Source organism: Agromyces tardus, from assembly GCF_003710805.1.
Classification (GTDB): Bacteria; Actinomycetota; Actinomycetes; order Actinomycetales; family Microbacteriaceae; genus Agromyces; species Agromyces tardus.
In genome coordinates, this window is sequence record NZ_RHHB01000032.1 from 15792 (window position 1) to 37791 (window position 22000).

A 22000-nucleotide genomic window follows, 5' to 3' on the forward strand; every position below is an offset into this window, starting at 1 on the left:
ATGTGGAGCGCGCCTCGCAGGCGCGTCAGTCGCCATCCCTCCACTCCGGGACGTACAGCGGAGCGCGAATCTTGCCCTCGCTTAGACGAACCCATCGCCCGGGAACCTTCCTCGGCCACCAGCGCCAGAGGTACATCTGCCAGGTCTCGTAGTCCATCTCATCATTCGGGGCGAGCCTGATGCGCGATCCTGCTGCGTGGGGTACCCAACGCTTCGGGACTACCCAGAGAACCCCTACCCAGACCCCTTGGAGCTTGTCCTGGGGAACGCTTAATTCGATCTCGACGGGCTCGTCGCCTGCCGCCAACACCGCAGGGAGTTCGGGGACCTCGAACGTCCTGTATCCCCACACTCGAAACTGTGGCTCGTAGAGGACGTGCGGTCCCATGGGCCGCGCTGTAACCACTATCCGGGTGCGGCCGTTCTCGACTACACCCGAACGAGTCACGCGAAAATTCATGGCTCGCGGGGCACCCTCATTCTGGCGAAGCACAAAGTCGACCACCGCAACGATGATCGCTATGACGCCGACAATGGACAGGAGCCCCTGCACTCCGGTCCACCAAGGTTCTTCGAGCCACGCTGTCGCCATTCGCACCCCTGAAGCATAGGAGCCGGTGGGCAGGCGCGTAGCCTTGTATGGTGCGCGGGCCGGCGCGCTCCTAGAGAGGAGCAGTCCCGTGCCCGTCGAGTTCCGGCCAAGGTGGCATCCGTTCCTTGCAGCCGACGAACGGACCCCGGGAACGTGGACGCTGGTCGATTCGACCGGCAAAGATTACGGCACTGTGCGCATCGTCAGGATCGGGGCGGAGGTCGGTTATGTGGCTGAACTGCGCGGGGAACTCGTCGGCAGATACCGGACCCTTCGCGGCGCGATCGAGATGACGCACCTCGCGTTTGTGCGATCGCACGCTCCCGGATTTCAGGGATACCCGGACTTCGATCGCAGGCGAGACTGACCACGAGACGGCCCTGACTGCCCGCGGCGGCAGTGCGTGGTGGTGAGGCTGCTCTGTACCCAGTTCGGGTGGGTTGGGCTGCTCCGAATGGTGGCGGCCACTAGCTTGAGGTGACCCCTACCGGTTTTCGCCCTACTGGAGCCCCCTTTGAAACGAACTCTCGCGGCGCTCGTGGCCGCACCCCTGCTCGTCGCTGCCTTGGTGACAGCCCCGATCGCGGCCAACGCGGTCGCGCCCGGCGAAACCACGACGCCCGCGGCGCTGCTCGCGGAGCTCATCGTCGCAACGCCGTCCTCGGTTACCTACAACCGCGATCTGTTCGCCGAAGGCATCGACGCTGACGGCGACGGCTGCAACACCCGACGTGAGGTGCTGCAGGCGGAGTCGCTCGTCCCGGTCACAATCGCCGCAGGTTGCGACATCACCGCGGGTGAATGGTTCTCCTGGTACGAGGGCGTCACCCAGACCGACCCGGCGCTGCTCGAGATGGACCACCTCGTCGCATTGAAGGAGGCGTGGATCTCCGGTGCGTGGGCGTGGACTGACCAACAGCGGTCTGACTACGCGAACGATCTGGACGTCGATGAGACTCTCACGGTCGTGACGGGCGCGGAGAACACCGCGAAGAGTGCGTACGACCCGGCGCAGTGGATTCCGTCGTACACGCCGTCACGCTGCGAGTACGCCAGCGACTGGGTGGTCGTGAAGTACCGATGGAACCTCACGATCGACACCGCCGAGAAGTCGGCCCTGCAGTCGCTCATCAGCGACTACTGCGGTGCTAGCACCGTCGTCGTGCCCCCGGTGCGCACGGACACGGTCCCGTCTGCGCCGTCCGAGGGGAGCGTCAATCCGCTGCCCGCCGGAACATATCGCCTTGCAGGCGCTGACCGGTACGCCACCGCGGTCGCGGTCTCCGCCCGCTTCAACCCGGGCGTGCCTGTCGTGTACGTCGCAGCTGGCACCAACTACCCTGATGCGCTTTCGGCTTCGGCACTCGCAGGCGCGAAGTCCAGTCCTCTCCTGCTCGTTCAGCCGACCGCAATTCCGAGCGTGGTCTTGAACGAGATCAAGCGGCTCGCCCCGCAGAAGATCGTGATCGCGGGCGGTGTGGGCGCGGTTTCCGCTGGCGTTGCGGCAGCGCTCAGCGCCATCGCGCCGGTTGAGCGGGCTGCGGGTGCGGACCGCTACGAGACCAGCCGCATCCTCGCTCAGACAGCGGGGCTGCCATCATCGGGCATTGCATACGTCGCGACCGGCCGGGCCTTCCCAGATGCCCTCAGTGCATCGGGAGCAGCCGGAACGATCAACGCACCGGTGCTCCTTGTCGATGGGTTGGCCACGTCGGCGAACGCGAGCACCGTTGGCACGCTCAACAACCTCGGAACCTCGACCGTGCGTATCGCTGGAGGAACCGGTGTCGTTACCACGAGTTACGAGAACTCGCTGAAGTCGAAGTATCCGACCGTTCAGCGTTATGCGGGCGCTGACAGGTACGCGACCGGTGTGGCCGTCAACCAGAGTGTGTTCAGCAGTGCGTCGACGGTCTATCTGGCAGTCGGTACGGGTTTCGCTGACGCCCTCGCCGGGGGTGCGCTGGCCGGGGCGACGTCGTCTCCGCTGTTCATCGTGACCGGGACATGCATTCCGCCAGTCGTCAAGAACCAGATCACCGCGCTGAACCCGAGCACGGTGGTGCTCCTTGGTGGTACGGGATCTTTGAGCAACGCTGTCGCATCGCTGACGGAGTGCGCTACTTCCACGCCGCCGCCCGGACCCACGACGCCCGCGAACCCGGGCGACACCAAGAACTGCAGTGATTTCTCCACGTGGAGCGCTGCACAGAGCTGGTTCAACTACTACTACCCGTACTACGGCGACATCGCGAAGCTCGACTTCGACAACGACAAGATCGCGTGCGAGTCACTACCCGGCGCACCCTGACCGATGAACAATCGCCCCTCCCTGGCTCCGGCTAGGGAGGGGCATTGTTGTTTGCCTCAGCGAAGTTCGCTCGTATCCGAGGTGCGGAAGCCCACGAGGCGGCTGCGGCCATCCACGCATCGGCGCTCAAGCCTCAAGAGCCCTGCACGCTCAAGCCCATGCGCTGCCCGACGCAACCCCGCATCCTCGAGCAGTACACCGGACCCGACTGATAGCGCATCGAGCTCGCTCAAGATGAGTCGCTGCACAGGACCCAGACCACGTGACATTCGAGAGCACCCCTAAGTGATGCGTCAGAGAAGAAAAACGCGGGGAGAGAAAGCGGAAGACTGCGGGGTCAGCCGTTGGTCGAGATCCAGAAAAAAACCGCGGTCATTCGTTGCGCGGGGGGCGGTGCCGTTGTGTGGTCGCCGCCCCCGTGTGGCGCTGCAGGTGTCACTGGGAGGCTTAAGGGACCTCGCTCGGCCTGCATCCGTTCCGCTTTCGAGGCACTTGCTGACCTCGTGCGGTGTGGTTGACGCCGGACTATGGGTCTCAGGTGGCGCTGTGCTGGAAATACTTCACTGCGCCGGTGGTGTCTACGAGGGCACCGTCGAGTCGGGCGAGACCGCGGAACGTGATCAGGTCCTTGTCGAAAGCGAAGTCGCTCGAGCGTTCGAAGCGGAGCCCGTTGACCTGTCGCACCCAGTAGCGGCTGATGTCACCGAACACGACAGACTTCGCATTTGCAGCCATCGCGGGCATCGTCGGGTCGGTGTAGACGGGGCGACCCAGGAGGGTGCCCGAGGAACCGGAACCGGGGATGACCTCGGGGCTGAACACGTAGTTGCCGGTCGAGTCGCGGAGCTTCTTGATCGCGTTGAGGGTGGAGTTCCGCATGAGCCACGCAGCCGACTGCGAACGGGCGTACGGTTCCGCGAGTGAACCCGCGAGGTCGATCAGGAGGTCGCCTCCCTGCCCTGCAGTGGTCTGCGCACCGAACGACGTTGCCGTACCCGTGGGGCCGGTCACGCCGAGCGTGGCGTCGGTGAGGACGCCTCGGGGCTGTCCGGTACCGGTGCCGGTGATCGCGTGGGCACCAAACCCGTTGCCGATCGCGACCCCGGACTGCTCTGCAAGGAACCCTTCGAGGTCGAACGCAGCGTCCTCGGCGAGTTCCTGGGAGATCTGGACGAGGAAGCCGTACTTGTACGAGCCGAGCGTGATCGAGCCGAGTGTCGGGTCGGAGGTCGGAATGATGCTGCCCTCGGTGACTATGCCCGCGGTGCTGAACGCCGTCGACTTAGGGATCTTGACCGGTTCGCCGTTGTCATGCTGGATGACGGTTGCGCCGGCCGCGAGGATCGAGCTCGACTCGACCAGGTGCCGCTGGATGCGAGACCAGAAGTTGCCTACCAGGCCGCTGCCGCTAGTGGTGATCAGCGCACGCTGCTCGATTCCGGGCTGGAAGCCCGACCGGCGCTCGTTGTCCGGAATGGTGATCTCGATGGGCGCGAGCGACCGCTGCAGGATCGACTCACGGAATTTCTCGCCGACCTCGGACTCGACATGCCGACCGGAGCTGCCACCCAAAAGGGAGGTCATGGCGCGCTCCGAAGTCTTGTCGGTGCGCTGCCGCTCGTCCACCATGTTGATGCGCTCACGGAGGCTTTCGAGGTCCCCGGTCAGGTCGCGGTAATGCGCCTCCTCGGAGGAGGTGAGGTCACGCTTTTCGTTCTGCGCACGGTCGAGGATCGCCTTAGCGTCGCTCCACGCCGAGTCGCGAAGCTCGATCAATTTCTTGCGGTAATCGCTCATGTGCTGTGTCACTTTCTCGATGCTTTGAAGTGTTCCGCTGCCTCGCGGGAGATCCGCCAGCGGCCAGCGACCTGAACCGCGTCCAATCGACCGGTGACGCATGCCCTGCGAACGCCCCGATCAGTCATCCCGACCCGGCTAGCCACCTGCCCTGTGCTCAGCCACTCAGAGGATGCGGCGAGTTCCGGTTTCGGGGCGACGACAGTTCCGGTAGCGGACTTCTGCCACGTCAGCGACCCGACCCGGATTGCCGTCATAACCGCGTCGATCTCAGCGTCACGGCCCCGCCACTCGCGCCAGACATCCTCCAGATGCGCATGCCGGATGAGGAAGTGACACACGCGCGCCGGAACAACGATTGTCTGCCCCTCAGCGAGCACATACCGTTCCGTGAAGATCAGTCGCCCCGTCACGAGGCGTCCCCGTTGATGAGTGCAGCGACCTCTCCGCGCATCTGGATCATGGTGCGGACTTCCTCAGCGTGGGGATGCGCATCCACCAGGCCGTCGAAGCTGTACAACAGCTCCCCGATGACATGGCACAGGAACCCGACCCGCGTCACATTGTCGGAGCCTGCCTGCCCGGACAGCAGCAGCCGCACGAGGTATTGCAGACGGTCCTCCAAGTCATGATCCATGGCCGTCAGACGGTGAGTCACGCTCTGCACGAACCCGTGGTCGATGCTCAGGTCGGCACTCATGAGCCAGCCACCATTCGCCCCGAAAAAAAGGCATGACTCGCGTGTACGGGTCGGATCTGCGTGGCCGAAAACGCGCTCATGCTGTTGCTTCCTGCATGTTGGGGCAGGTGGTGTCGTGGGTGACTTGCAGCACGTAGATGCGCTGTGTGAGTTGCACGAGTCGGGTGGTGGAGTTGCAGTCGGGGCAGCGGTACGTGAGTCCGGCTGTCGTGTAGGCGGGCATCACGCCACCTCTTCCAAAGTGGGTGTAGGAAGTGCGGATTGTGTAGGTTCCTCACTCAGGGTTCCTACGGTTCCCACACTCCCTACAGGGGTATACAGGCCACGGGTGGGGCGGTTGATGCGGCCGCTTTCGAATGCTCGGAGAAGGTACGTGCCTGCATCCTTCGACGTGAGCCGGAGCGCTTCGGCGACATCCGCTGCGCGCACGCCTGCCGGGTTCTCGTTGACGTAGCTGACGACTTCCGCAGAGCGTTCGCCGAGTCCCGATGTCGTGCGGGTTTCTGCGAGGGCGGCAGCAGCGGACTTGAGGTCGTTGCCGTCGAGCCGCCACTTCCCATCGACCAGCTCGACCTGATACTGGCCTTCGGCGGCGTCGCGGCTGGTGACAGACAGGCTTCCCGCGGATTCTGCTCGGCCGCGTCGGAGCACGAGGATCGAGTCGGCGCTTCCTGCGAGGCCCTGAGTGCCGGAGACCGAGTCGAGGAAGTCGTCTCCTTGTGCCTTGCGGGTGTGGTGCACGACGATCAGTGCGGCGCCGGGATTCCCGTCAACGATGCCTTTCAGCGCTCCACCGACTCGGTAGTCGCGCTGGTAGTCGGATTCACCGGCTTGTGCCGACGGCATGACTTTCCCAAGGGTGTCGAGGATCACGACGGGGTTCTCGCCGGGGAAGTCGTCAACCCATGCCTGAATGGTGCTCAGTACGTCGCCCTGGGGGACGCTGGTGCCGAAGAACAGTCGGTGCGGGGCGTGGGTTACACCGAGCACTCTGAGGCGGTCCTGGAGGCGTCTGGGGCCGTCTTCGAGGGCGAGGTACAGCACCGGGCGTGCGGGGCCGGTGTGGATCGTCTCGAGGATCGATGAGCCCGACGACACAGCGACGGCGAGGTCAAGCACGAGCCAGCTCTTGCCCGTCTTCGGTGCGGCTACGAGGAGCGTCATGCCCTCGGGAATCACCCCGGGCACGACGTACTGCAGCGGCGGGAACTCTTGTTCCATGAGCCACACGGCGGAGAACGTCTGGCTCATCGGGTGCCCCCGTCCGTCGCGACGAATACGCGCCAGTAGTCCTCAGCGGCTTCTCGCATTCGCCGCAGTCGGATATCCGTGAGTTGGGTGCCGGGGTTCGTCCAGAGCTCGTAATACCGATCGCGCTCGTGCTCGGTGTTACGCAGCCTCTCAAGTACTGACTCGACGCCGTGCGCGTGACCGATCGTGTAAAAACCGGCCAGGGCGGGGGTGAGTTCGTGCAGGGCGATCTCGCCGGTGATGAGCCGCCAGAGGGTCGCGTCGAGTGCCTTCTCGACAGTCGCGCCGATCTTGTCGGCGCTCATCGTGCACCTCCACGGAGAAGGGCGGCGATGCGGGCACGCTGTTCAGGCGAGAGCGGCGGGGCTTCGGCTACAACCCGGGCAACGTGGTCGGCGAGCCGCTCCGCTTTCAGGTTGCGGCGGGCTTCGACAAGGTCGGGATCGTCATGGGTACGGGATCGAGAGAGTGAAGCGACACGGGCGCGTTCAGCGGTCCATGACATGAGAAAGCCTCCCAGCAAGGAATATGCATTCCTCCGCTGAGAGGCAGTCTTTGTGCTTGGGTCAGGCGCTCAAGCTCGCTTCCTTTCACTGTATAGCTTCCAGCTCCGATAGTTCGACAACCTCGGCCCCGGCGTGTCGTTTCTGCTCAAGCAGCGTCTCGAGCGCGTCGTCTCTAACCACCACGGTTCGTTTGCACAGCTTGCATGAGAACCGGTAACGGTCGCGACTGTCGGCGGATTGGGGCCTGCTGTGGTCGAGGGCGTGCAGGGCAGTGTTCTCTGCCAGCGCGATGCGAACATTGCGGTTGTATCGAGCTAGGTCCCATCCTCGTTGCGTTCGGACCAATTTCTCGATGGTCGCGCGCTTGTTCCGAGCGTGGCGCGCATCGGTGCAGACAATTAGCAGCGTTTCGGGCATGGGTTGGGCCTCCTCGTTTGGGTGGGGCCCCGGCCCGCAAAGGTCTCGGGCCGGGGCAAGTGCTGTGTCTACGCTTCGGGCTGGCTCTCGTTCACCGGCACGAACACCCCATGCATGCGGGCCCGGCGCTACGGGCCGGGGGCGTTTCCCTACTCAGCGACGTGCTCCGCCAAGCCCTTCCATACGACCCGGACTGACTCCGGATCGAACTCCCGCCCTCGGCGGGGAGTCTTGACGATCGTTACGACCGCTAGGTCATCAACGATCTGTCGACGAGTCTCGACGCTCGCAGCGCTCCAGGCGCCGGCGACGTCGCTCGCGCCGAGCACCGAGGCCGAGGGAGCGGGCCGCGCAGACATGGCGAGCCCTGCCAGCTCTCGGTCGATCGCGTCGCCCCGGTCTCGGAGGCGCTCGGTCGCCGTTGCGAGCTGCGACGCCGTCAACGTACCGTCAGCGAACAATCCGGCGAGCTCGTCCATGCGCGCCCGCAGTTCAGCGGCCTCTTTCGTGAGACCCTCCGCACGTTCATCTGTTGGAACGGCGAGGGGCTCCGCCACGCCCCCGCGGACGAGGTACGCGACCACTACGGCGTCGACCACGGCATCAACGTGATCCGCGACTCGAGATAGGTGTCGAAAGCCCTTGCAGACATACGTGCGCCGCTCGTGTGCCTGACCGGCGACCATGATGCCGCCGCAGATGCCGCAGCGAGCCAGCCCACCGAGCAGAGTCAATCCCGGTTTCGGCAGGCCGGTACGTCCGACGCGGAGGATCGCTCGCGCGAGGCGATAGACAGGCTCTGTCACGATCCCCTCCCACGGGGCGGGCCCTCGCTCGACGCCGTTGTACTCGAGGATGCCTGCGTTCCGCGGGTTCGCGAGCACATGACCGACCGATCCCGAATGCCAGGCCTTCCCGCCGCTCGTCGTGTACCCGGCCGCGTTCCATTGCTTCGCGATCGACGCTTGAGAGTGTCCGAGGATCAACGCCTCGTACGCTTCAGCGAGCGCCTTGGCTTCGTCTGGTCTATGAGTGACGCCATCGTGCTCGAACCCGAACGGGCGCCGCTTCGAGGCCGTAGATGGCTTCCCCTGCGCGACTCGGTGCTCATTCGCCCGGATCTGACGCTCGGCCTTGCGCCGCGTCTCGAATCTCGCGATGCCCGCGAGCATCGTCGCACGGAACTCGCCGTCTGCCGTCGTGAGGTCGATCTCCCCGTCGACCGTGACGACGCGGGCCCCGCGCTCGATCAGCACATTCAGGTCGCGCGTCGAGCGCAGCAGCCGGTCGAGGTCGACCGCGACTATGACGTCGAACTCGACACCGATCGCCTGCAGCATCCGAGCCCACGCGGTCTTCGGTCCTCGAGTTCTGCTCGCCGATGTGTCGTTGTCGACGTACACAGGGCCAGCATCCCAGCCGCGCGCGTCGATGAGCTGGCCGCATCGCTTCTGCTGCCGTTCGATGCCCTCTGAGACATCGAGTGACTGCCGTGCGTAGACGGCCGCGCGCGTCACGATGACACCTCGATGATGGGCCGCTCGAGGGGTTCGATCCGGTAGGTCATGGGCATGATGCTACTTCATCCCTTGTTTTCGAACAGCAGGTCCCACCGCATGGGGCGACGGTACCCGCTCGCCGTGCTCCTGCCGGTTCTTCTCCACAGGCTGCCGAATCGCTTGACACCCAATCGGAGGCGGCCCTACGTTTCACTCAGGGATCATCCGAACGCCCCCCGATCGGGGGTGATCCCCTCGTCGGCCCCGGTCGGCGAACGCCCGCCCTACTGGAGCAGAGATGACCGCACGCCTTCCGAGCGCGCCCAGAACCGCCGTGGTCCACGGTACTGCGGCGCGCTACCTCGACCACGACGACGAGTACTTCGCCAGGCAGCCCGCCCGCCGCAGCGAACTCCCCGACCCCGAGCCGGTGCTCCGCAACCTCACGCACTGCGTGATCGAGGTGCTCGCCGGTGCCCGCGACCTCGACCAGCTCGCGCGGTGGGTCACCGACGACGTCTACCGCAACCTCTCGAAGCGGGTCGTGCTGGCCGCACGGGCGCGCAGGGTCAAAGGGCAGGCGCCGCAGCGCCCCGCCTTCTCGGTCGGGCGGGTGCGTCTCAGCGAGCCCGCCGACGGCATCGTCGAGGCGGTCGTGATGGTGCACCAGCGCGCGCGGTCGCGCGCGGTCGCCATCCGCCTCGAGGGCCTCGACCAGCGCTGGCGCGCGAGCGCGATCAGCGTGCTCTGAGCGGCGGGGGCGGTCTCCCGCACGCCCCGGTCCGCAGGCGCACCGAATCCAATAGGCTCGTGCGATGGAGCGCACCTCCCGCCCGGCATCGCGCGTCCCCGGGGTGCTCGCCGCGGTCGGCTCGATCGGGTTCGCGACCGACGACGACGACGGCCGGCGCATGGAGAAGTCCGTCCTGACGTTCACCGCCGTGTTCACCGCCGTGGTCGTGACGCCGTGGGCGGCGTTCTACTACGGAATCGGCATCCCCGTCGCCGCCGTCATCCCCACGGCGTACATCCTCGCGACCCTTGCCGGCCTTGCGCACCTCCGTGCGACGCGCGACGACCGATGGTTCCGCATCTCGCAGACGGCGATGTTCCTCGTCCTGCCGGCACTCGTGCACGTGGCGCTCGGCGGCTTCGCGAACAGCAGCGCCGTGATCCTGTTCGGGCTCGCCGCCCCGGTCGGCGCGCTCTCGTTCAGCAGCGTTCGGCGGCCCGGGCTGGTGTTCGCGGCGTACGTCGTGATCGTGGTCGCGATGGTTCCCCTCGAAGGGGCGCTCCAGGCTCGCGCACCGTTCATCGCGACGTGGATCGTCACGGTGTTCTTCGCCATCAACATCGTCTCCGTGTCCGTGATCATGTTCGTCGCGATGCGCACCTACGTCCGGTCCCGGAACCGACTCGCGGCCGCGCTGGCGGACGAGCGCGACCGATCGGATCGCATCCTGCGCAACGTCCTGCCCGGCTCGATCGCCGACCGCCTCGTGGCCGGCGAGCACCCCATCGCCGACCGCTACGACCGGGTCGGCGTGCTGATCGCCGACATCGTCGACTTCACGAGCCTGTCCGAGACGATGTCGGCGGATGCGCTGGTGCACGACCTCAACGAGCTGCTCGGCGCGTTCGACGCCCTCGCCGACCGGCTCGGGGTGACGAAGGTGAAGACGATCGGCGACGCCTACCTCGCGATCACCGGAGGTGCGAGCGGCGAGCCCGACGTGGCAGCCCTCGCCGACTTCGCGATCGGCATGCGGGGCATCGCCGCCGCCAATGCGATCGGGAACCGGTCCGACATCGTCCTCCGCATCGGGATGGATGTGGGACCCATCGTCGCGGGCGTCATCGGCGAATCGCGGTTCCTGTGGGACATCTACGGCGAGACGGTCAACACGGCGAGCCGCATGGAGTCGTTCGGGGTTCCGGGATCGATCCAGGTCACCGATCGTGTCGCGCAGCTCCTCGCGGTGGACTTCGAGCTCAGGGAGCGCGGCGTCATCGAGGTCAAGGGCCTCGGCCGCGTGCACACCTGGTTCCTCGAGGCACGCCGCGCCTGACGCCGCAGCAACGAGAACGGCCCGGGTTCGCACCCGGGCCGTTCGTCGCTGGGCTCAGCGGCCCTTGCGCTCCTGAGCGCGCCGCTCGGCGCGGTTCTGCGGTGCCGGCTCCGCGGCATCCGAGCGCTGACCGAACGCACCGCGGGGCTGCTCCTGCTGCGGTTCCTGTGGCGCCTGCGACTGGGCCACCGCACGGCGCGCGCGCTGGGTCGCCGCCTGCTGCACCTGGCCGCGCTGGTTGCGCACCTCCACGCCGCCCGAGTCGCTCGGAGCCGTGTAGCTGAGCTTCTCCTCGGGCGTGCTCGGGCGTGCGAGCCCCTTGGCTTCGATGCGCGGACCGGCGACACCCGCTTGCGGGGCGACCTCGACCTCGAGGTTGAACAGGAAGCCGACGGTCTCCTCGCGGATCGAGCCCATCATCTGCTGGAACATCGCGTAGCCCTCGCGCTGGTACTCGACGAGCGGGTCGCGCTGGGCCATGGCACGCAGGCCGATGCCGTCCTTCAGGTAGTCCATCTCGTAGAGGTGGTCGCGCCAGCGGCGGTCGATGACCGAGAGCACGACGCGGCGCTCGAGCTCGCGCATCGCCGGGCTGCCGAGCTGCTCCTCGCGGCGCCGATAGGCGAGCTTGGCGTCGGACAGGATCTCGCGGCGCACGAAGTCGCGGTTGACGCGTCCCTTCTCGCCCGCCTCGGCGACGACCTCGTCGATCGTGATGCCGATCGGGTAGAGCGTCTTCAGCTCGGCCCAGAGGGCGTCGAAGTCCCACTCGTCGGGGCTGCCCTCCGCGGTGTGCGCGTCGAGGACCTCGTCGATCACGGCCTCGAGGAACTGCTGGGTGCGCTCGTGCAGGTCGTCGCCCTCGAGGATGTGCCGGCGGTCGCCGTAGATCGCCTCGCGCTGGCGGTTGAGGACGTCGTCGTACTTCAGGACGTTCTTGCGGATCTCGGCGTTGCGCGCCTCGACCTGGGACTGCGCGGAACGGATCGCCCGCGACACCACCTTCGACTCGATGGCGACGTCGTCGGGCACTCCGCGGGCCATGAGGCTCTCGGCCGCGCCCGCGTTGAAGAGGCGCATGAGGTCGTCGGTGAGCGAGAGGTAGAAGCGGCTCTCGCCCGGGTCGCCCTGGCGGCCGGAGCGACCGCGGAGCTGGTTGTCGATGCGGCGCGACTCGTGGCGCTCGGTGCCGAGCACGTACAGTCCGCCGGCGGCGAGCACCTTCTGCGCCTCGACGTCGACGGCCGCCTTGACCGACTCGAAGACCTCGTCCCACGCCGCCTCGTACTCCTCCGGCGTGTCGACGGGGCTCAGTCCGCGCTCGTGCATCTGCTGCACCGCGATGAACTCGGCGTTGCCGCCGAGCATGATGTCGGTTCCGCGGCCGGCCATGTTCGTGGCGACCGTGACGGCTCCGTGGCGGCCGGCCTGGGCGACGATCGCGGCCTCGCGCGCGTGGTTCTTCGCGTTGAGGACCTCGTGGCGGACGCCCTTCTTCGCGAGCAGGCGCGAGAGGTACTCGCTCTTCTCGACGCTCGTCGTGCCGACGAGCACGGGCTGTCCCTTGCGGTGCCGCTCGACGATGTCCTCGACGACCTGCGCGAACTTCGCCTCCTCGTTCTTGTAGACGAGGTCGGGCTGGTCGAGGCGCACCATCGGCTTGTTGGTGGGGATCGGGACGACGCCGAGCTTGTACGTCGACATGAACTCGGCCGCCTCGGTCTCGGCGGTGCCGGTCATGCCGGAGAGCTTCGAGTAGAGCCGGAAGTAGTTCTGCAGCGTCACGGTGGCGAGCGTCTGGTTCTCGGCCTTGACCTGCACGCCCTCCTTCGCCTCGATCGCCTGGTGGATGCCCTCGTTGTAGCGGCGGCCCACGAGGATGCGGCCCGTGTGCTCGTCGACGATGAGCACCTCACCGTTCATCACGACGTAGTCCTTGTCGCGCTTGAAGAGCGCACGCGCCTTGATCGAGTTGTTGAGGAACGAGATGAGCGGCGTGTTCGCCGACTCGTAGAGGTTGTCGATGCCGAGATAGTCCTCGACCTTCTCGATGCCGGGTTCGAGCACGCCGACGGTGCGCTTCTTCTCGTCGACCTCGAAGTCCTCGCCGGGCACGAGGCGCGTCGCGAGGCTGGCGAACTCGTTGAACCAGCGGTTGGCCTCGCCCGAGGCCGGGCCCGAGATGATGAGCGGGGTACGGGCCTCGTCGATGAGGATCGAGTCGACCTCGTCGACGATGGCGAAGTAGTGTCCGCGCTGCACCATGTCGCTCGCCTGCCACGCCATGTTGTCGCGCAGGTAGTCGAAGCCGAACTCGTTGTTCGTGCCGTAGGTGATGTCGGCGGCGTACTGCTCGCGACGCACTGCGGGGGTCTGGCCCGCCACGATGCATCCGGTGGTCATGCCGAGGGCGCGGAAGACGCGGCCCATCAGCTCGGACTGGTAGCTCGCGAGGAAGTCGTTGACCGTCACGACGTGCACGCCGCGACTCGTGAGCGCGTTGAGGTAGGCGGCCGTCGTCGCGACGAGGGTCTTGCCCTCACCGGTCTTCATCTCGGCGATGTTGCCGAGGTGCAGGGCCGCACCCCCCATGAGCTGCACGTCGAAGTGCCGGAGCCCGAGCGTGCGGCGGCTCGCCTCGCGCACCGCAGCGAACGCCTCGGGCAGCAGGTCGTCGAGGGACTCGCCGTTCGAGTAGCGCTCGCGGAGTTCGACGGTCTCGTGCTTCAGTTCCTCATCGGTGAGTGCGCGGAAGTCCTCTTCGAGTGCGTTGATCGCCGTCGCGTAGTTCTCGAGTCGCCTGAGAGTGCGGCCCTCCCCGACGCGAAGGACCTTTTCCAGAATGGAAGCCACGGAATGCTCTCCTGTTGTCGACGGGCGCGTGGGCCAGGGTGGACACCCGGGCACGCCCGTTGCCGCCTGTGCAGACGGTCATCATAGCCATGCTAGCGGGCAGCAGGCTGGGCGCAGGCGTCGGCCGGGGGCGCCGTGCACCCCCGGCCGACGCGACGCTCAGGCGCTCGCGCGCTGCAGGTCGTCGGAGGGCGCTCCCGCCCCCGCATCCGCCTGCTCGTCGAGGCCGATGAGGCCGTAGTCCCAGCCCTTGCGGCGGTAGACGACGCTCGGGCGTCCGCTCTCGGCGTCGATGAAGAGGTAGAAGTCGTGTCCGACGAGCTCCATGAAGTAGAGGGCGTCGTCGACGGTCATGGGGCTCGACGGGAAGACCTTGCGCCGGATGACGACGGGGCTGTAGGCCTCCTCCTCTTCCACGACCTCCTGCGTCTCGGTGACGACGGGGATGCTGCCGGTGCGCACCTGCTCGAGCACCTCGACGCCGGCGGCCTGCACGCCCACGTCGGAGAACCCGCCCTCGGCCGCCTCCCGCAGCGAGGTGGGACGTCGTTGGCCTCGATGGACCTTGCGCCGATCCTTGGCGCGGCGGATGCGCTCGAGGAGTCGTCCGAGCGCGACATCGAACGCCGCGTACTTGTCGGAGCCGTCGGCCTCCGCCCGGACCACCGGGCCCTTGCCGACGAGGGTGAGCTCGACGCGGTCGAGCCCGGGGATGCCATTCTTCTCGCTGAGCCGGCTGAGCTTCACATCGAGGGCGATGGCTCGTTCGGACAGGTGGGAGACCTTCTCGGACTTCTCGGCCACATAGGCTCGGAACCGATCGGTGACCTCCAGGTTGCGTCCGACGATGTTCAGTTCCATGACGACCTCCATCTACCGACGTGTCACCCGGATCTGAAGGGTGGTTCGACCACGCCTGTCCTGACACCGTAGCCCCCGGGGCAGGCATTGTCACGGGACTTTCGAATCGCCGTCGGGATGTCTCAGCGGAGTGTCAGCGAGCACCGCGATCGCGACCACGGCGCCTCCCGCGACCCGGATCGCGCGGCTCGCCTCGGCGAGCGTGGCCCCCGTGGTGACGACGTCGTCGACGAGCAGGAACCGTCGCCCGTCGAGGCGTCGAACGGCGCCGAGGGCCCCGGCGGCGTTCGCCTGACGGTCCTCCCGGCCGAGTCCGGCCTGGTCGGCCCGGGCCCGCTCGAGCCGGAGCACGCGTGCCGGTCGGAGGCCGCAGTGGCGCAGCAGCAGCTCCACTGGCGCGTAGCCGCGGGCGCGACGGGCGGCCGCAGTCGAGGGGACCGTGCAGACCTCGACGGGTCCGGCGGCTCCCTCGCCGGGATCGAGCTCGGCGAGCGCCGCCCGGATGGCCGCGGCGAGCGGCACCGCGAGAGTGCGCGCGGCATCCGTGCGCCCCTCGTCCTTGAAGGACCGGAGCGCCCGCGCGGCCGGGCCCGCGTACGCGACGCCCGCCCACCCCGAGACGCCGCGGCGCTCCATGCGACGTGCGGGAGCCGCGAGCGACTGCCGGCACTCGGCGCAGATGCTTCGGTCGGGCGCGCCGCATCCCGCGCAGTCGACGGGAAGGAGCACGGCGAGTGCGTCGAGCACCGCCCGCGCCGCGCGGGCGAGGACGGCCCGGAGCAGCAGGGCGACGGACGCGGGCGAGGCAGGCGGGGCGGCCGGCGCGGCGTGGGCGGCGGGTGGCATCCGCCCAGTCTCGTCTGCTCGCACAGGGGCCCACCGCGGATGCCGCGCGGCTCGCGTCGAGCCGTCCGGGTCCCGCACTGTGGAGGACGGGTCGCTCAGTCGGGCTGCTGCGGCGCGAGGAACCGGATGCCGGTCGCCTGCCCCTGCCACCCCACGCCGGCACGCGTGACCAGGTCGCCGGCGGTCGTGAGCACGCGCAGCTCGCGGAGGCTGTTCGCCCCGACGATCTCCCGCGCGCCGGCCGGTCCGTCGGTCGCGTCGGCCCGCCCGCCGACCTCCTGCTCGACGAGTCGGGCGCCGCCGCCCGGCGCCTCGGTGATCGAGCCGACCGTCTTCGCGTCGAGCCACGTGACGTCGAGCGGCACGCCCGCGACATCGGCCAGGTTGAGGGGAACGGGGCCGAGCGCCACGGGGTTGCCGTCGGAGTCGCGCTGGATCGAGGTGGCGACGATCCTCGACCGGGAGCCGTCGGCGAGGAGCGCGACGAGCCGGGTCGAGTCCCGCGACACCTCGATCGCGGCGATGCGCGATCCCGTCCACGGTGCCGAGACCTGGGTGGCCGTGCCGTCGGGGCCGAACCAGACGAGCGCATCGGGCGAATCGGCGGGAACCGACCAGACGTCCCCGTATCCGTCGATCGCGGGTGCCACGAGCCCCGCACGCGGATCGAGCAGCACCGCGTCCTCGCCGCTGCGCACGATCGACACCCCGTCGGCGGAGCGCACCGCGGCCGACTCCCCGCCCGGCCCGAGGCTCGCCCCGGTCGGATCGAGGGCGGTGACCTGCTCGGAGAGTCCGTCGATGGCGACGATCTCCTCCCCCGAGGTCGCGAGGAACCCGAACGTGGCGCCGTCGGAGACGACGGGGCGCTGGTTGATGCGCGGGGTGCGCACGGGTGCGTCGGCGAGGTCGGCCACCTCCTCGACGCCGCCGTTCAGGCTCAGGCGCACCTCGGTCACGTTCCGCACGCCGAGCAGGCTCTCCTGGAGCTGGTAGCGCATGCGCTGGATCGTCAGCAGGCTGTCGAAGGCGGGCCCGGTGAGCGACACGTCGGCGACCCCGCCGCTGACCGGCACGGTCGGCGACTCGAGCTGCACGTCCTCGGGGAAGGCCGAGACCACGCCGGGCGCGAGCCACTCCGCAGGCCCCGCGAGCAGCGCGCGCACGATGCTCGTCTGGGCAGTCTCCCGACCGGCGAACCACCGCACGTCGGGCACGAGGTAGCGGAACTGCGGATCGTAGAAGTACAGGGTGTACTCGCGCCAGACGAGCTCGAACGTCGACTCGTCGATGAGGATCCCGGGCGGCGCGTTCGAGATGCGCCACTCGCCGTCGACCTGCTCGAAGGTGTACTCGAGCGGGATCGCGGTCACCGACTCCGGCTGGAGGTACTGCCCATCGGGGGCGAGGTTCGCGGCGGGCACCGCCTGGACCCGCCACTCCGCGTCGCTCATGGCCGACATCTGCCGGTCGGCGAGCACGTCGATCGTGCCGCCCGCGTCGGACTGCCACGCGCCGGCGAAGTCATCGGTGAGGAACGAACGGGCGACCTGGTAGTTGTTGCGCGGGCTCGCGGCGGCCTCGATGAAGCCCTGCAGGATCTGCTCCTGCGTCGCGCCCGGCTGCGGGCCGTCGACGAGCACGTCGAGGTCGAGCTGGTCGGGCTCGGTCGCGCGTCCCTGCTGCACCGATCCCGACGTGGGGATCGAGGCGCAGCCCGCGAGCACCGCCATCGAGAGCAGGGCGGCGACGACGGCCATCCGCCTACGCATCATGCACCTCCACGACGGCCGGGGCCTCGCCGAGGAGGGGCGCCGGCGCGATCGGCCCCGTGGCGTCCGGGTCGGGGGGCTCGAGCGGCAACGGCGAGACCACCGCGGCGAGGTCGTCGATGCGCGGGATCGTGAGGCGGAACACCGTTCCCCGGCCCTCCCTCGACCAGACCTCGAGTGCGCCGCGGTGCGCGACCGCGTCCTCGAGCGCGATCGCGAGGCCCAGTCCCGTGCCGCCGATGGTGCGCGTGCGGCTGGGGTCGGCGCGCCAGAACCGGTCGAACACGCGCGCCGCGTCCTCGTCGGACATGCCCAGCCCGTAGTCGCGCACCGACAGCGCGATCGCGGTGGCGTTGCTGTCGACCGAGACCACGATCGGTCGGCCCTCGCCGTGCTCGATCGCGTTGCCCAGCAGGTTGCGCACGATGCGGCGGATGCGGCGGGGGTCGACGTCGGCGTCGAGGTGCCCGCCGGGCGCGTCCAGCCGCAACTCGCTCCCGTGCTCGCGCGCGAGCTCGTGCATCGACTCGACGGCGTCGCCCGCGAGGTGCACGAGGTTGGTCGGCTCGGTCTCGAGCTCGACCGAGCCGGCGTCGTACCGGCTGATCTCGAGCAGGTCGGCGAGGAGGGTCTCGAACCGGTCGGTCTGCGTCCGCAGCAGTTCGACCGTGCGCGACGTCGGCGGCTGGAAGTCCTCCCGCTGCCCGTAGAGCACGTCGCCCGCGAGGCGGATGGTCGTGAGGGGCGTGCGGAGCTCGTGCGAGACATCCGACACGAAGCGCTGCTGCATGACCGAGAGCTCCGCCAGCTCGCGGATGCGGGCCTGCAGGCTGTCGGCCATGCCGTTGAAGGATGCCGCGAGGGTCGCGAGCTCGTCCTCGCCCTTCGACGGCATGCGCACGCCGAGGTCGCCCGCCGCGAGCCGGCGGCTCGTCGCGGCGGCGGTGCGGATCGGCTCGATCACCCAGCGCACGACGACGAGGGTGATGACGCCGAGCATCGCGATGAGCACGATCGCCCCGATCACCCCCGTGAGCTGCATGAGCGCGAGGGTCTGGGCGGCATCCGCGAGGTCGTAGCCGATGTACAGCTCGTACCGGCCCGCGGCGGGCACGACGAGGTCGGACCCGACGACGATGCCGGGCACGGTCTCGCCGTCGTCGTTGACCATCTCGATCGACTGCCAGAACTGCTTGCCGGGGTTCTCCTGCACGCGCTCGCGGAGCTCGGGCGTGATGCGGCCGCCGAGGTTGCGGCTCAGGCGATCGGCGGGGGCGAGCGTGATGGTCTCCGATCCGGGCTCGCGGAAGAGCGCGAGGTCCGCGCTGCCCGAGACGCCGGTGACCGTCGCGATCGCGGAGTTGGTGACGGCCTGCACGGCGGCGCGGTCGGCGGCATCCGACGAATCGAGGATCGCCTGGGCCGACGTCGTGGCCGTCGACGACGATGCGAGCACCTGGTCGAGCTGCGTCTGGAACAGGTTCGAGGCGACGGTGAACGAGATCGTGAAGCCGATCATGAGGATGGCGAGTCCCGACAGCCCAAGGGTGATCGCGACGGTGCGGAACTGCAGCGAGCGGCGCCAGAGCGAGGCGAGGCGGCGGGGGGCCTCGCGCATGCCGGTGAGGGCTCGGAGCACCGGTCGGGTCGCCTCCGACATGCCGACCGCCTAGGTGGTCGCGCCGGCGCGGTAGCCGACGCCGCGCACGGTCATCACGATGCGGGGGTTGTCGGGGTCGTGCTCGACCTTCGCGCGGAGGCGCTGCACGTGCACGTTCACGAGCCGGGTGTCGGCCTTGTAGTGGTAGCCCCACACCTGCTCGAGGAGCATCTCGCGGGTGAACACCTGCTGCGGCTTGGTCGCGAGCGTGAGGAGGAGGTCGAACTCGAGCGGGGTGAGGTTGATACGGGTGTCGCCGCGCCGTACCTCGTGGCCGGCCGCATCGATCGTGAGGTCGCCGATGGCGAGGGTCTCGACCGCGGGCTCGGGCGCCGGACGCAGGCGGGTGCGGATGCGGGCGACGAGCTCCTTGGGGTTGAACGGCTTCACCATGTAGTCGTCGGCGCCCGACTCGAGTCCCTTGACGACATCGGTCGTGTCGGACTTCGCGGTGAGCATGATGATCGGGGTGCCGGACTCCGCGCGGATGCGCCCGCACACCTCGATGCCGTCCATGCCCGGGAGCATGAGGTCGAGGAGCACCAGGTCGGGCTTCGTCTCGCGGAATGCGGCGACCGCGCTCGCGCCGTCGGCGCAGAATGCGGGGTCGAACCCCTCCGTGCGCAGCACGATGCCGATCATCTCGGCGAGGGCCGTGTCGTCGTCGACGACGAGTACGCGTGGCGTCATCCGTTCGTTTCTCCGTCAGTGCCGGCGTGTCGCCGGGCCGGAACCAGTGCACTCAGCGTAGTCGCTCGTACCTCGATGACCGCCGGGAGCCGCCGGCGGGGCGTGCCGGGCCCGCGCGGGCTCGGCACGCGCGACACGCGCGCGGCTCCCGCGGAGTGCGCCGGTGCGCCCGGTGGACGGCCCGGTCCTCGCGCCGGCGAACTGTGGCAGCATTGGGAACCATCCGCTGGAGGGAGCGCATGCAGGTGTCCGATCACGACTGGCAGCCGCCTGCAGGCGCTCCGGGCCCCCGGGCGGATGCCGCGGGCTCCGCGGACTGGCCCCCGCCCGCACCGGCATGGGCACCGCCCCCCGCACCGGCTCCCGTGCCCCCGCCGTCGCCGTCGGGGTGGGCGCCGCCGCCCGCACCCGCGGGGTGGACGCCGCCGCCGAAGCCGGGCCTGCTCCCCTTGCGCCCGCTCGACTTCGGCACGCTGCTCTGGGCGCCGTTCCGCACGCTGCGCCGCAACCCCGCCCCCGTGTTCGGCACGGGGCTCGTGGTGCAGCTCGTCACGGCCGTCGCGACGGCCGCGGTGTTCGTGCCCCTCCTCGTCTGGCTGTTCGGCCGCATGGAGTCGGCGAGCGCCGAGGACCTCGACGCCATCCTCTCGGGCACCGTCGGCTGGCTGATCGTGCTCTCGTTCGTGCCGATCGCCGTCTCCATCGTCGCCGGCGCATTCCTGCAGGGCGTCATGGTGGTCGAGGTCGCGAGCGGCACGCTCGGCGAACGCCTCACGTTCTCGGCGCTGTGGCGCCGCGCCGCCCGGCGCATCGGCCCGCTCATCGGGTGGACCCTGCTCGTGGGCGCGATCGTCGGGCTGGTGGTCGCGCTCGTCATGGCGGGCGTCGTGGCCGCCGCCTTCGTGTCCCCGGAGGCGGCGATCGTGGCGGTGGTCGTCGCGCTCGTCCTGTTCCTCGGCCTCGCGGTGCTCTGGGCGTGGCTGGGCACGAAGCTCGCCCTCGTGCCGAGCGTCATCGTGCTCGAGCGGGCGGGCGTGGTGCAATCGGTCCGCCGGTCGTGGCGGCTCACCGAGGGGTACTTCTGGCGCACCTTCGGCATCATCCTGCTCGTGGGGGTGATCGTGGGCACCGCGGCCCAGGTCGTCGTGCAGCCCGTCTCGATCGCCGGCACGGTGCTCGCCGCGATCATCGATCCGACCGGTTCCGGCGCGGCGCTGACCATCACCGTCGTCACGACGGTCGTGACGATGGCGCTCTCGATCCTCGTCGGCGCGATCACGTCGGTCGTGCAGGCGGCGGTCATCGCGGTCGTCTACATCGACCTGCGCATGCGCACCGAGGGGCTCGACCTCCAACTCGAGCGCCACGTCGAGGCGCGCGACGCCGGGCTCCCCGTGGGCGACCCCTACCTCGACGTCCCGACAGGCGGCCCGGCGCCGACGTGGACCTGAGTCTCCTGTCGCGGTTCCAACCGCCGCTCGATCCCGACGCGCCCGAGGCCCGTCGATGGGTGCTCGACGAGCTCGCGAAGCCCGAGTACCGCGCGGCGGAGCCCACCGCGTTCGACCTCGCCGCACAGGCGGTGCGCGACTGGATCGCGAGCCTCTTCGACGGCGCGACGGGGCTGCCGGGGGGCGTGCTCGCCCTCATCGTCGTCGTCGTGGTCGTCGTGCTCGTGGTCGTGGGCCTGCTCGTCTTCGGCGTGCCCCGGCTGCGCCGGCGTGCGACCGCCACCCTGCCGCTCTTCGACGACGGCGACCTCCGCGACGCCGCGACGCTGCGCAGTGCCGCCGAGGCGGCCGCGGCATCGGACGACTGGACGCTCGCCGTCGAGGAGCGGTTCCGGGCCCTCGTGCGCGGTCTCGTCGAGCGGGAGCTCGTGGCGGTGCATCCGGGCACCACGGCACACGGCCTCGCGGATGCCGCCGCGCAGCCGTTCCCCGACCGTGCGACCGAGCTCGCCGCGGCCGCCGCCGACTTCGACGAGGTGCGCTACCTCGCCCACGCCGGCACGGAGTCGGCGTACCGACGCATGACGGAGCTCGATCGCGCACTCGCGGCGGCCCGGCCGGCCGGCGACGAGGCGGATGCCGCGCTGCCCGCCCCCGTCGCGGGGGCCGACCGATGACGCCCGCCTCTGCGCCCGAGGCGGTCGCGCCGGTCGCGGCGGTCGCGC

Annotated in this window: 19 protein-coding genes; 6 read left to right on the top strand and 13 right to left on the bottom strand. The window is 69.0% G+C overall.

Annotated features, from left to right (window positions below; translation table 11 throughout):
* Positions 1-25 precede the first annotated feature (25 nt).
* Complete coding sequence (locus tag EDM22_RS13765; protein ID WP_138708097.1) at positions 26-388, bottom strand: hypothetical protein; 363 nt, start codon at positions 386-388, stop codon at positions 26-28.
* A gap of 292 nt (positions 389-680) precedes the next feature.
* Here EDM22_RS13765 and EDM22_RS13770 point away from each other — a divergent pair, with 292 nt between their 5' ends.
* Positions 681-959 (top strand): hypothetical protein, encoded by a 279-nt coding sequence (locus EDM22_RS13770; RefSeq protein WP_122937663.1) that lies wholly within the window; start codon positions 681-683, stop codon positions 957-959.
* Between the two features lie 171 nt (positions 960-1130).
* Complete coding sequence (locus tag EDM22_RS13775) at positions 1131-2903, top strand: cell wall-binding repeat-containing protein (protein ID WP_122937664.1); 1773 nt, start codon at positions 1131-1133, stop codon at positions 2901-2903.
* Between the two features lie 534 nt (positions 2904-3437).
* Here EDM22_RS13775 and EDM22_RS13780 read toward each other — a convergent pair.
* The 6 genes from EDM22_RS13780 to EDM22_RS13805 all read right to left on the bottom strand — a co-directional run bounded on the left by EDM22_RS13780 (position 3438) and on the right by EDM22_RS13805 (position 9091).
* Positions 3438-4712: a phage major capsid protein gene (locus EDM22_RS13780; RefSeq protein WP_170964144.1), complete on the bottom strand. Its 1275-nt coding sequence runs from the start codon at positions 4710-4712 to the stop codon at positions 3438-3440.
* Between the two features lie 397 nt (positions 4713-5109).
* The gene (locus EDM22_RS13785; protein WP_122937666.1) at positions 5110-5400 is read right to left on the bottom strand and encodes a hypothetical protein; all 291 of its coding nucleotides are present in this window, start codon (positions 5398-5400) and stop codon (positions 5110-5112) included.
* Between the two features lie 222 nt (positions 5401-5622).
* Positions 5623-6651 carry an AAA family ATPase gene (locus tag EDM22_RS13790; RefSeq protein ID WP_122937667.1) on the bottom strand — a complete coding sequence of 343 codons (1029 nt, stop codon included), beginning with the start codon at positions 6649-6651 and terminating at the stop codon, positions 5623-5625.
* Entirely contained in the window at positions 6648-6956 is a 309-nt protein-coding gene (locus EDM22_RS13795) for a hypothetical protein (protein WP_122937668.1), read from the bottom strand. Before EDM22_RS13795 ends, EDM22_RS13790 begins: the two co-directional genes overlap by 4 nt.
* A gap of 285 nt (positions 6957-7241) precedes the next feature.
* Positions 7242-7574 carry a hypothetical protein gene (locus EDM22_RS19340; protein ID WP_138708098.1) on the bottom strand — a complete coding sequence of 111 codons (333 nt, stop codon included), beginning with the start codon at positions 7572-7574 and terminating at the stop codon, positions 7242-7244.
* 149 nt (positions 7575-7723) lie between these two features.
* Entirely contained in the window at positions 7724-9091 is a 1368-nt protein-coding gene (locus EDM22_RS13805) for a recombinase family protein (RefSeq protein WP_122937670.1), read from the bottom strand.
* A 280-nt stretch (positions 9092-9371) separates the two neighbouring features.
* Between EDM22_RS13805 and EDM22_RS13810 the strand changes: the two genes are divergently transcribed.
* Both EDM22_RS13810 and EDM22_RS13815 read left to right on the top strand, forming a co-directional pair.
* The gene (locus tag EDM22_RS13810; protein WP_122937671.1) at positions 9372-9824 is read left to right on the top strand and encodes an Rv3235 family protein; all 453 of its coding nucleotides are present in this window, start codon (positions 9372-9374) and stop codon (positions 9822-9824) included.
* 64 nt (positions 9825-9888) lie between these two features.
* Complete coding sequence (locus EDM22_RS13815; protein ID WP_122937672.1) at positions 9889-11142, top strand: adenylate/guanylate cyclase domain-containing protein; 1254 nt, start codon at positions 9889-9891, stop codon at positions 11140-11142.
* A 54-nt stretch (positions 11143-11196) separates the two neighbouring features.
* On the opposite strand, the gene secA is transcribed toward EDM22_RS13815, so the two are convergent.
* The 6 genes from secA to mtrA form a co-directional block, all read right to left on the bottom strand.
* Positions 11197-13995 (bottom strand): preprotein translocase subunit SecA, encoded by a 2799-nt coding sequence (gene secA, locus EDM22_RS13820; protein WP_122937673.1) that lies wholly within the window; start codon positions 13993-13995, stop codon positions 11197-11199.
* A gap of 159 nt (positions 13996-14154) precedes the next feature.
* Positions 14155-14856, bottom strand: coding sequence for a ribosome hibernation-promoting factor, HPF/YfiA family (gene hpf, locus EDM22_RS13825; protein ID WP_122937678.1), 702 nt, complete (start codon positions 14854-14856; stop codon positions 14155-14157).
* A 90-nt stretch (positions 14857-14946) separates the two neighbouring features.
* A complete protein-coding gene (locus tag EDM22_RS13830; protein WP_122937674.1) occupies positions 14947-15702 on the bottom strand; it encodes a ComF family protein in 756 nt (251 codons plus the stop codon).
* Positions 15703-15797: 95 nt separating this feature from the next.
* Positions 15798-17462, bottom strand: coding sequence for an LpqB family beta-propeller domain-containing protein (locus tag EDM22_RS13835; RefSeq protein ID WP_122937675.1), 1665 nt, complete (start codon positions 17460-17462; stop codon positions 15798-15800).
* Between the two features lie 4 nt (positions 17463-17466).
* Positions 17467-19134 (bottom strand): MtrAB system histidine kinase MtrB, encoded by a 1668-nt coding sequence (gene mtrB, locus EDM22_RS13840; RefSeq protein WP_245989388.1) that lies wholly within the window; start codon positions 19132-19134, stop codon positions 17467-17469.
* A gap of 9 nt (positions 19135-19143) precedes the next feature.
* Complete coding sequence (gene mtrA, locus EDM22_RS13845) at positions 19144-19824, bottom strand: MtrAB system response regulator MtrA (RefSeq protein ID WP_122937676.1); 681 nt, start codon at positions 19822-19824, stop codon at positions 19144-19146.
* A 449-nt stretch (positions 19825-20273) separates the two neighbouring features.
* Between mtrA and EDM22_RS13850 the strand changes: the two genes are divergently transcribed.
* Both EDM22_RS13850 and EDM22_RS13855 read left to right on the top strand, forming a co-directional pair.
* Positions 20274-21275: a DUF7847 domain-containing protein gene (locus tag EDM22_RS13850; protein WP_122937677.1), complete on the top strand. Its 1002-nt coding sequence runs from the start codon at positions 20274-20276 to the stop codon at positions 21273-21275.
* Complete coding sequence (locus EDM22_RS13855; protein ID WP_212591956.1) at positions 21266-21952, top strand: DUF4129 domain-containing protein; 687 nt, start codon at positions 21266-21268, stop codon at positions 21950-21952. The genes EDM22_RS13850 and EDM22_RS13855 overlap by 10 nt, the downstream gene beginning before the upstream one ends.
* Positions 21953-22000: the final 48 nt, after the last annotated feature.

Coding starts and splice junctions, on each gene's coding strand:
- EDM22_RS13765 (WP_138708097.1), bottom strand. CDS start 388: ATGGGACCGCACGTCCTCTACGAGCCACAGTTTCGAGTGTGGGGATAC.
- EDM22_RS13785 (WP_122937666.1), bottom strand. CDS start 5,400: ATGAGTGCCGACCTGAGCATCGACCACGGGTTCGTGCAGAGCGTGACT.
- EDM22_RS13790 (WP_122937667.1), bottom strand. CDS start 6,651: ATGAGCCAGACGTTCTCCGCCGTGTGGCTCATGGAACAAGAGTTCCCG.
- EDM22_RS13795 (WP_122937668.1), bottom strand. CDS start 6,956: ATGAGCGCCGACAAGATCGGCGCGACTGTCGAGAAGGCACTCGACGCG.
- EDM22_RS19340 (WP_138708098.1), bottom strand. CDS start 7,574: ATGCCCGAAACGCTGCTAATTGTCTGCACCGATGCGCGCCACGCTCGG.
- EDM22_RS13810 (WP_122937671.1), top strand. CDS start 9,372: ATGACCGCACGCCTTCCGAGCGCGCCCAGAACCGCCGTGGTCCACGGT.
- EDM22_RS13815 (WP_122937672.1), top strand. CDS start 9,889: ATGGAGCGCACCTCCCGCCCGGCATCGCGCGTCCCCGGGGTGCTCGCC.
- hpf (WP_122937678.1), bottom strand. CDS start 14,856: ATGGAACTGAACATCGTCGGACGCAACCTGGAGGTCACCGATCGGTTC.
- EDM22_RS13830 (WP_122937674.1), bottom strand. CDS start 15,702: ATGCCACCCGCCGCCCACGCCGCGCCGGCCGCCCCGCCTGCCTCGCCC.
- EDM22_RS13835 (WP_122937675.1), bottom strand. CDS start 17,462: ATGGCCGTCGTCGCCGCCCTGCTCTCGATGGCGGTGCTCGCGGGCTGC.
- mtrB (WP_245989388.1), bottom strand. CDS start 19,134: ATGTCGGAGGCGACCCGACCGGTGCTCCGAGCCCTCACCGGCATGCGC.
- mtrA (WP_122937676.1), bottom strand. CDS start 19,824: ATGACGCCACGCGTACTCGTCGTCGACGACGACACGGCCCTCGCCGAG.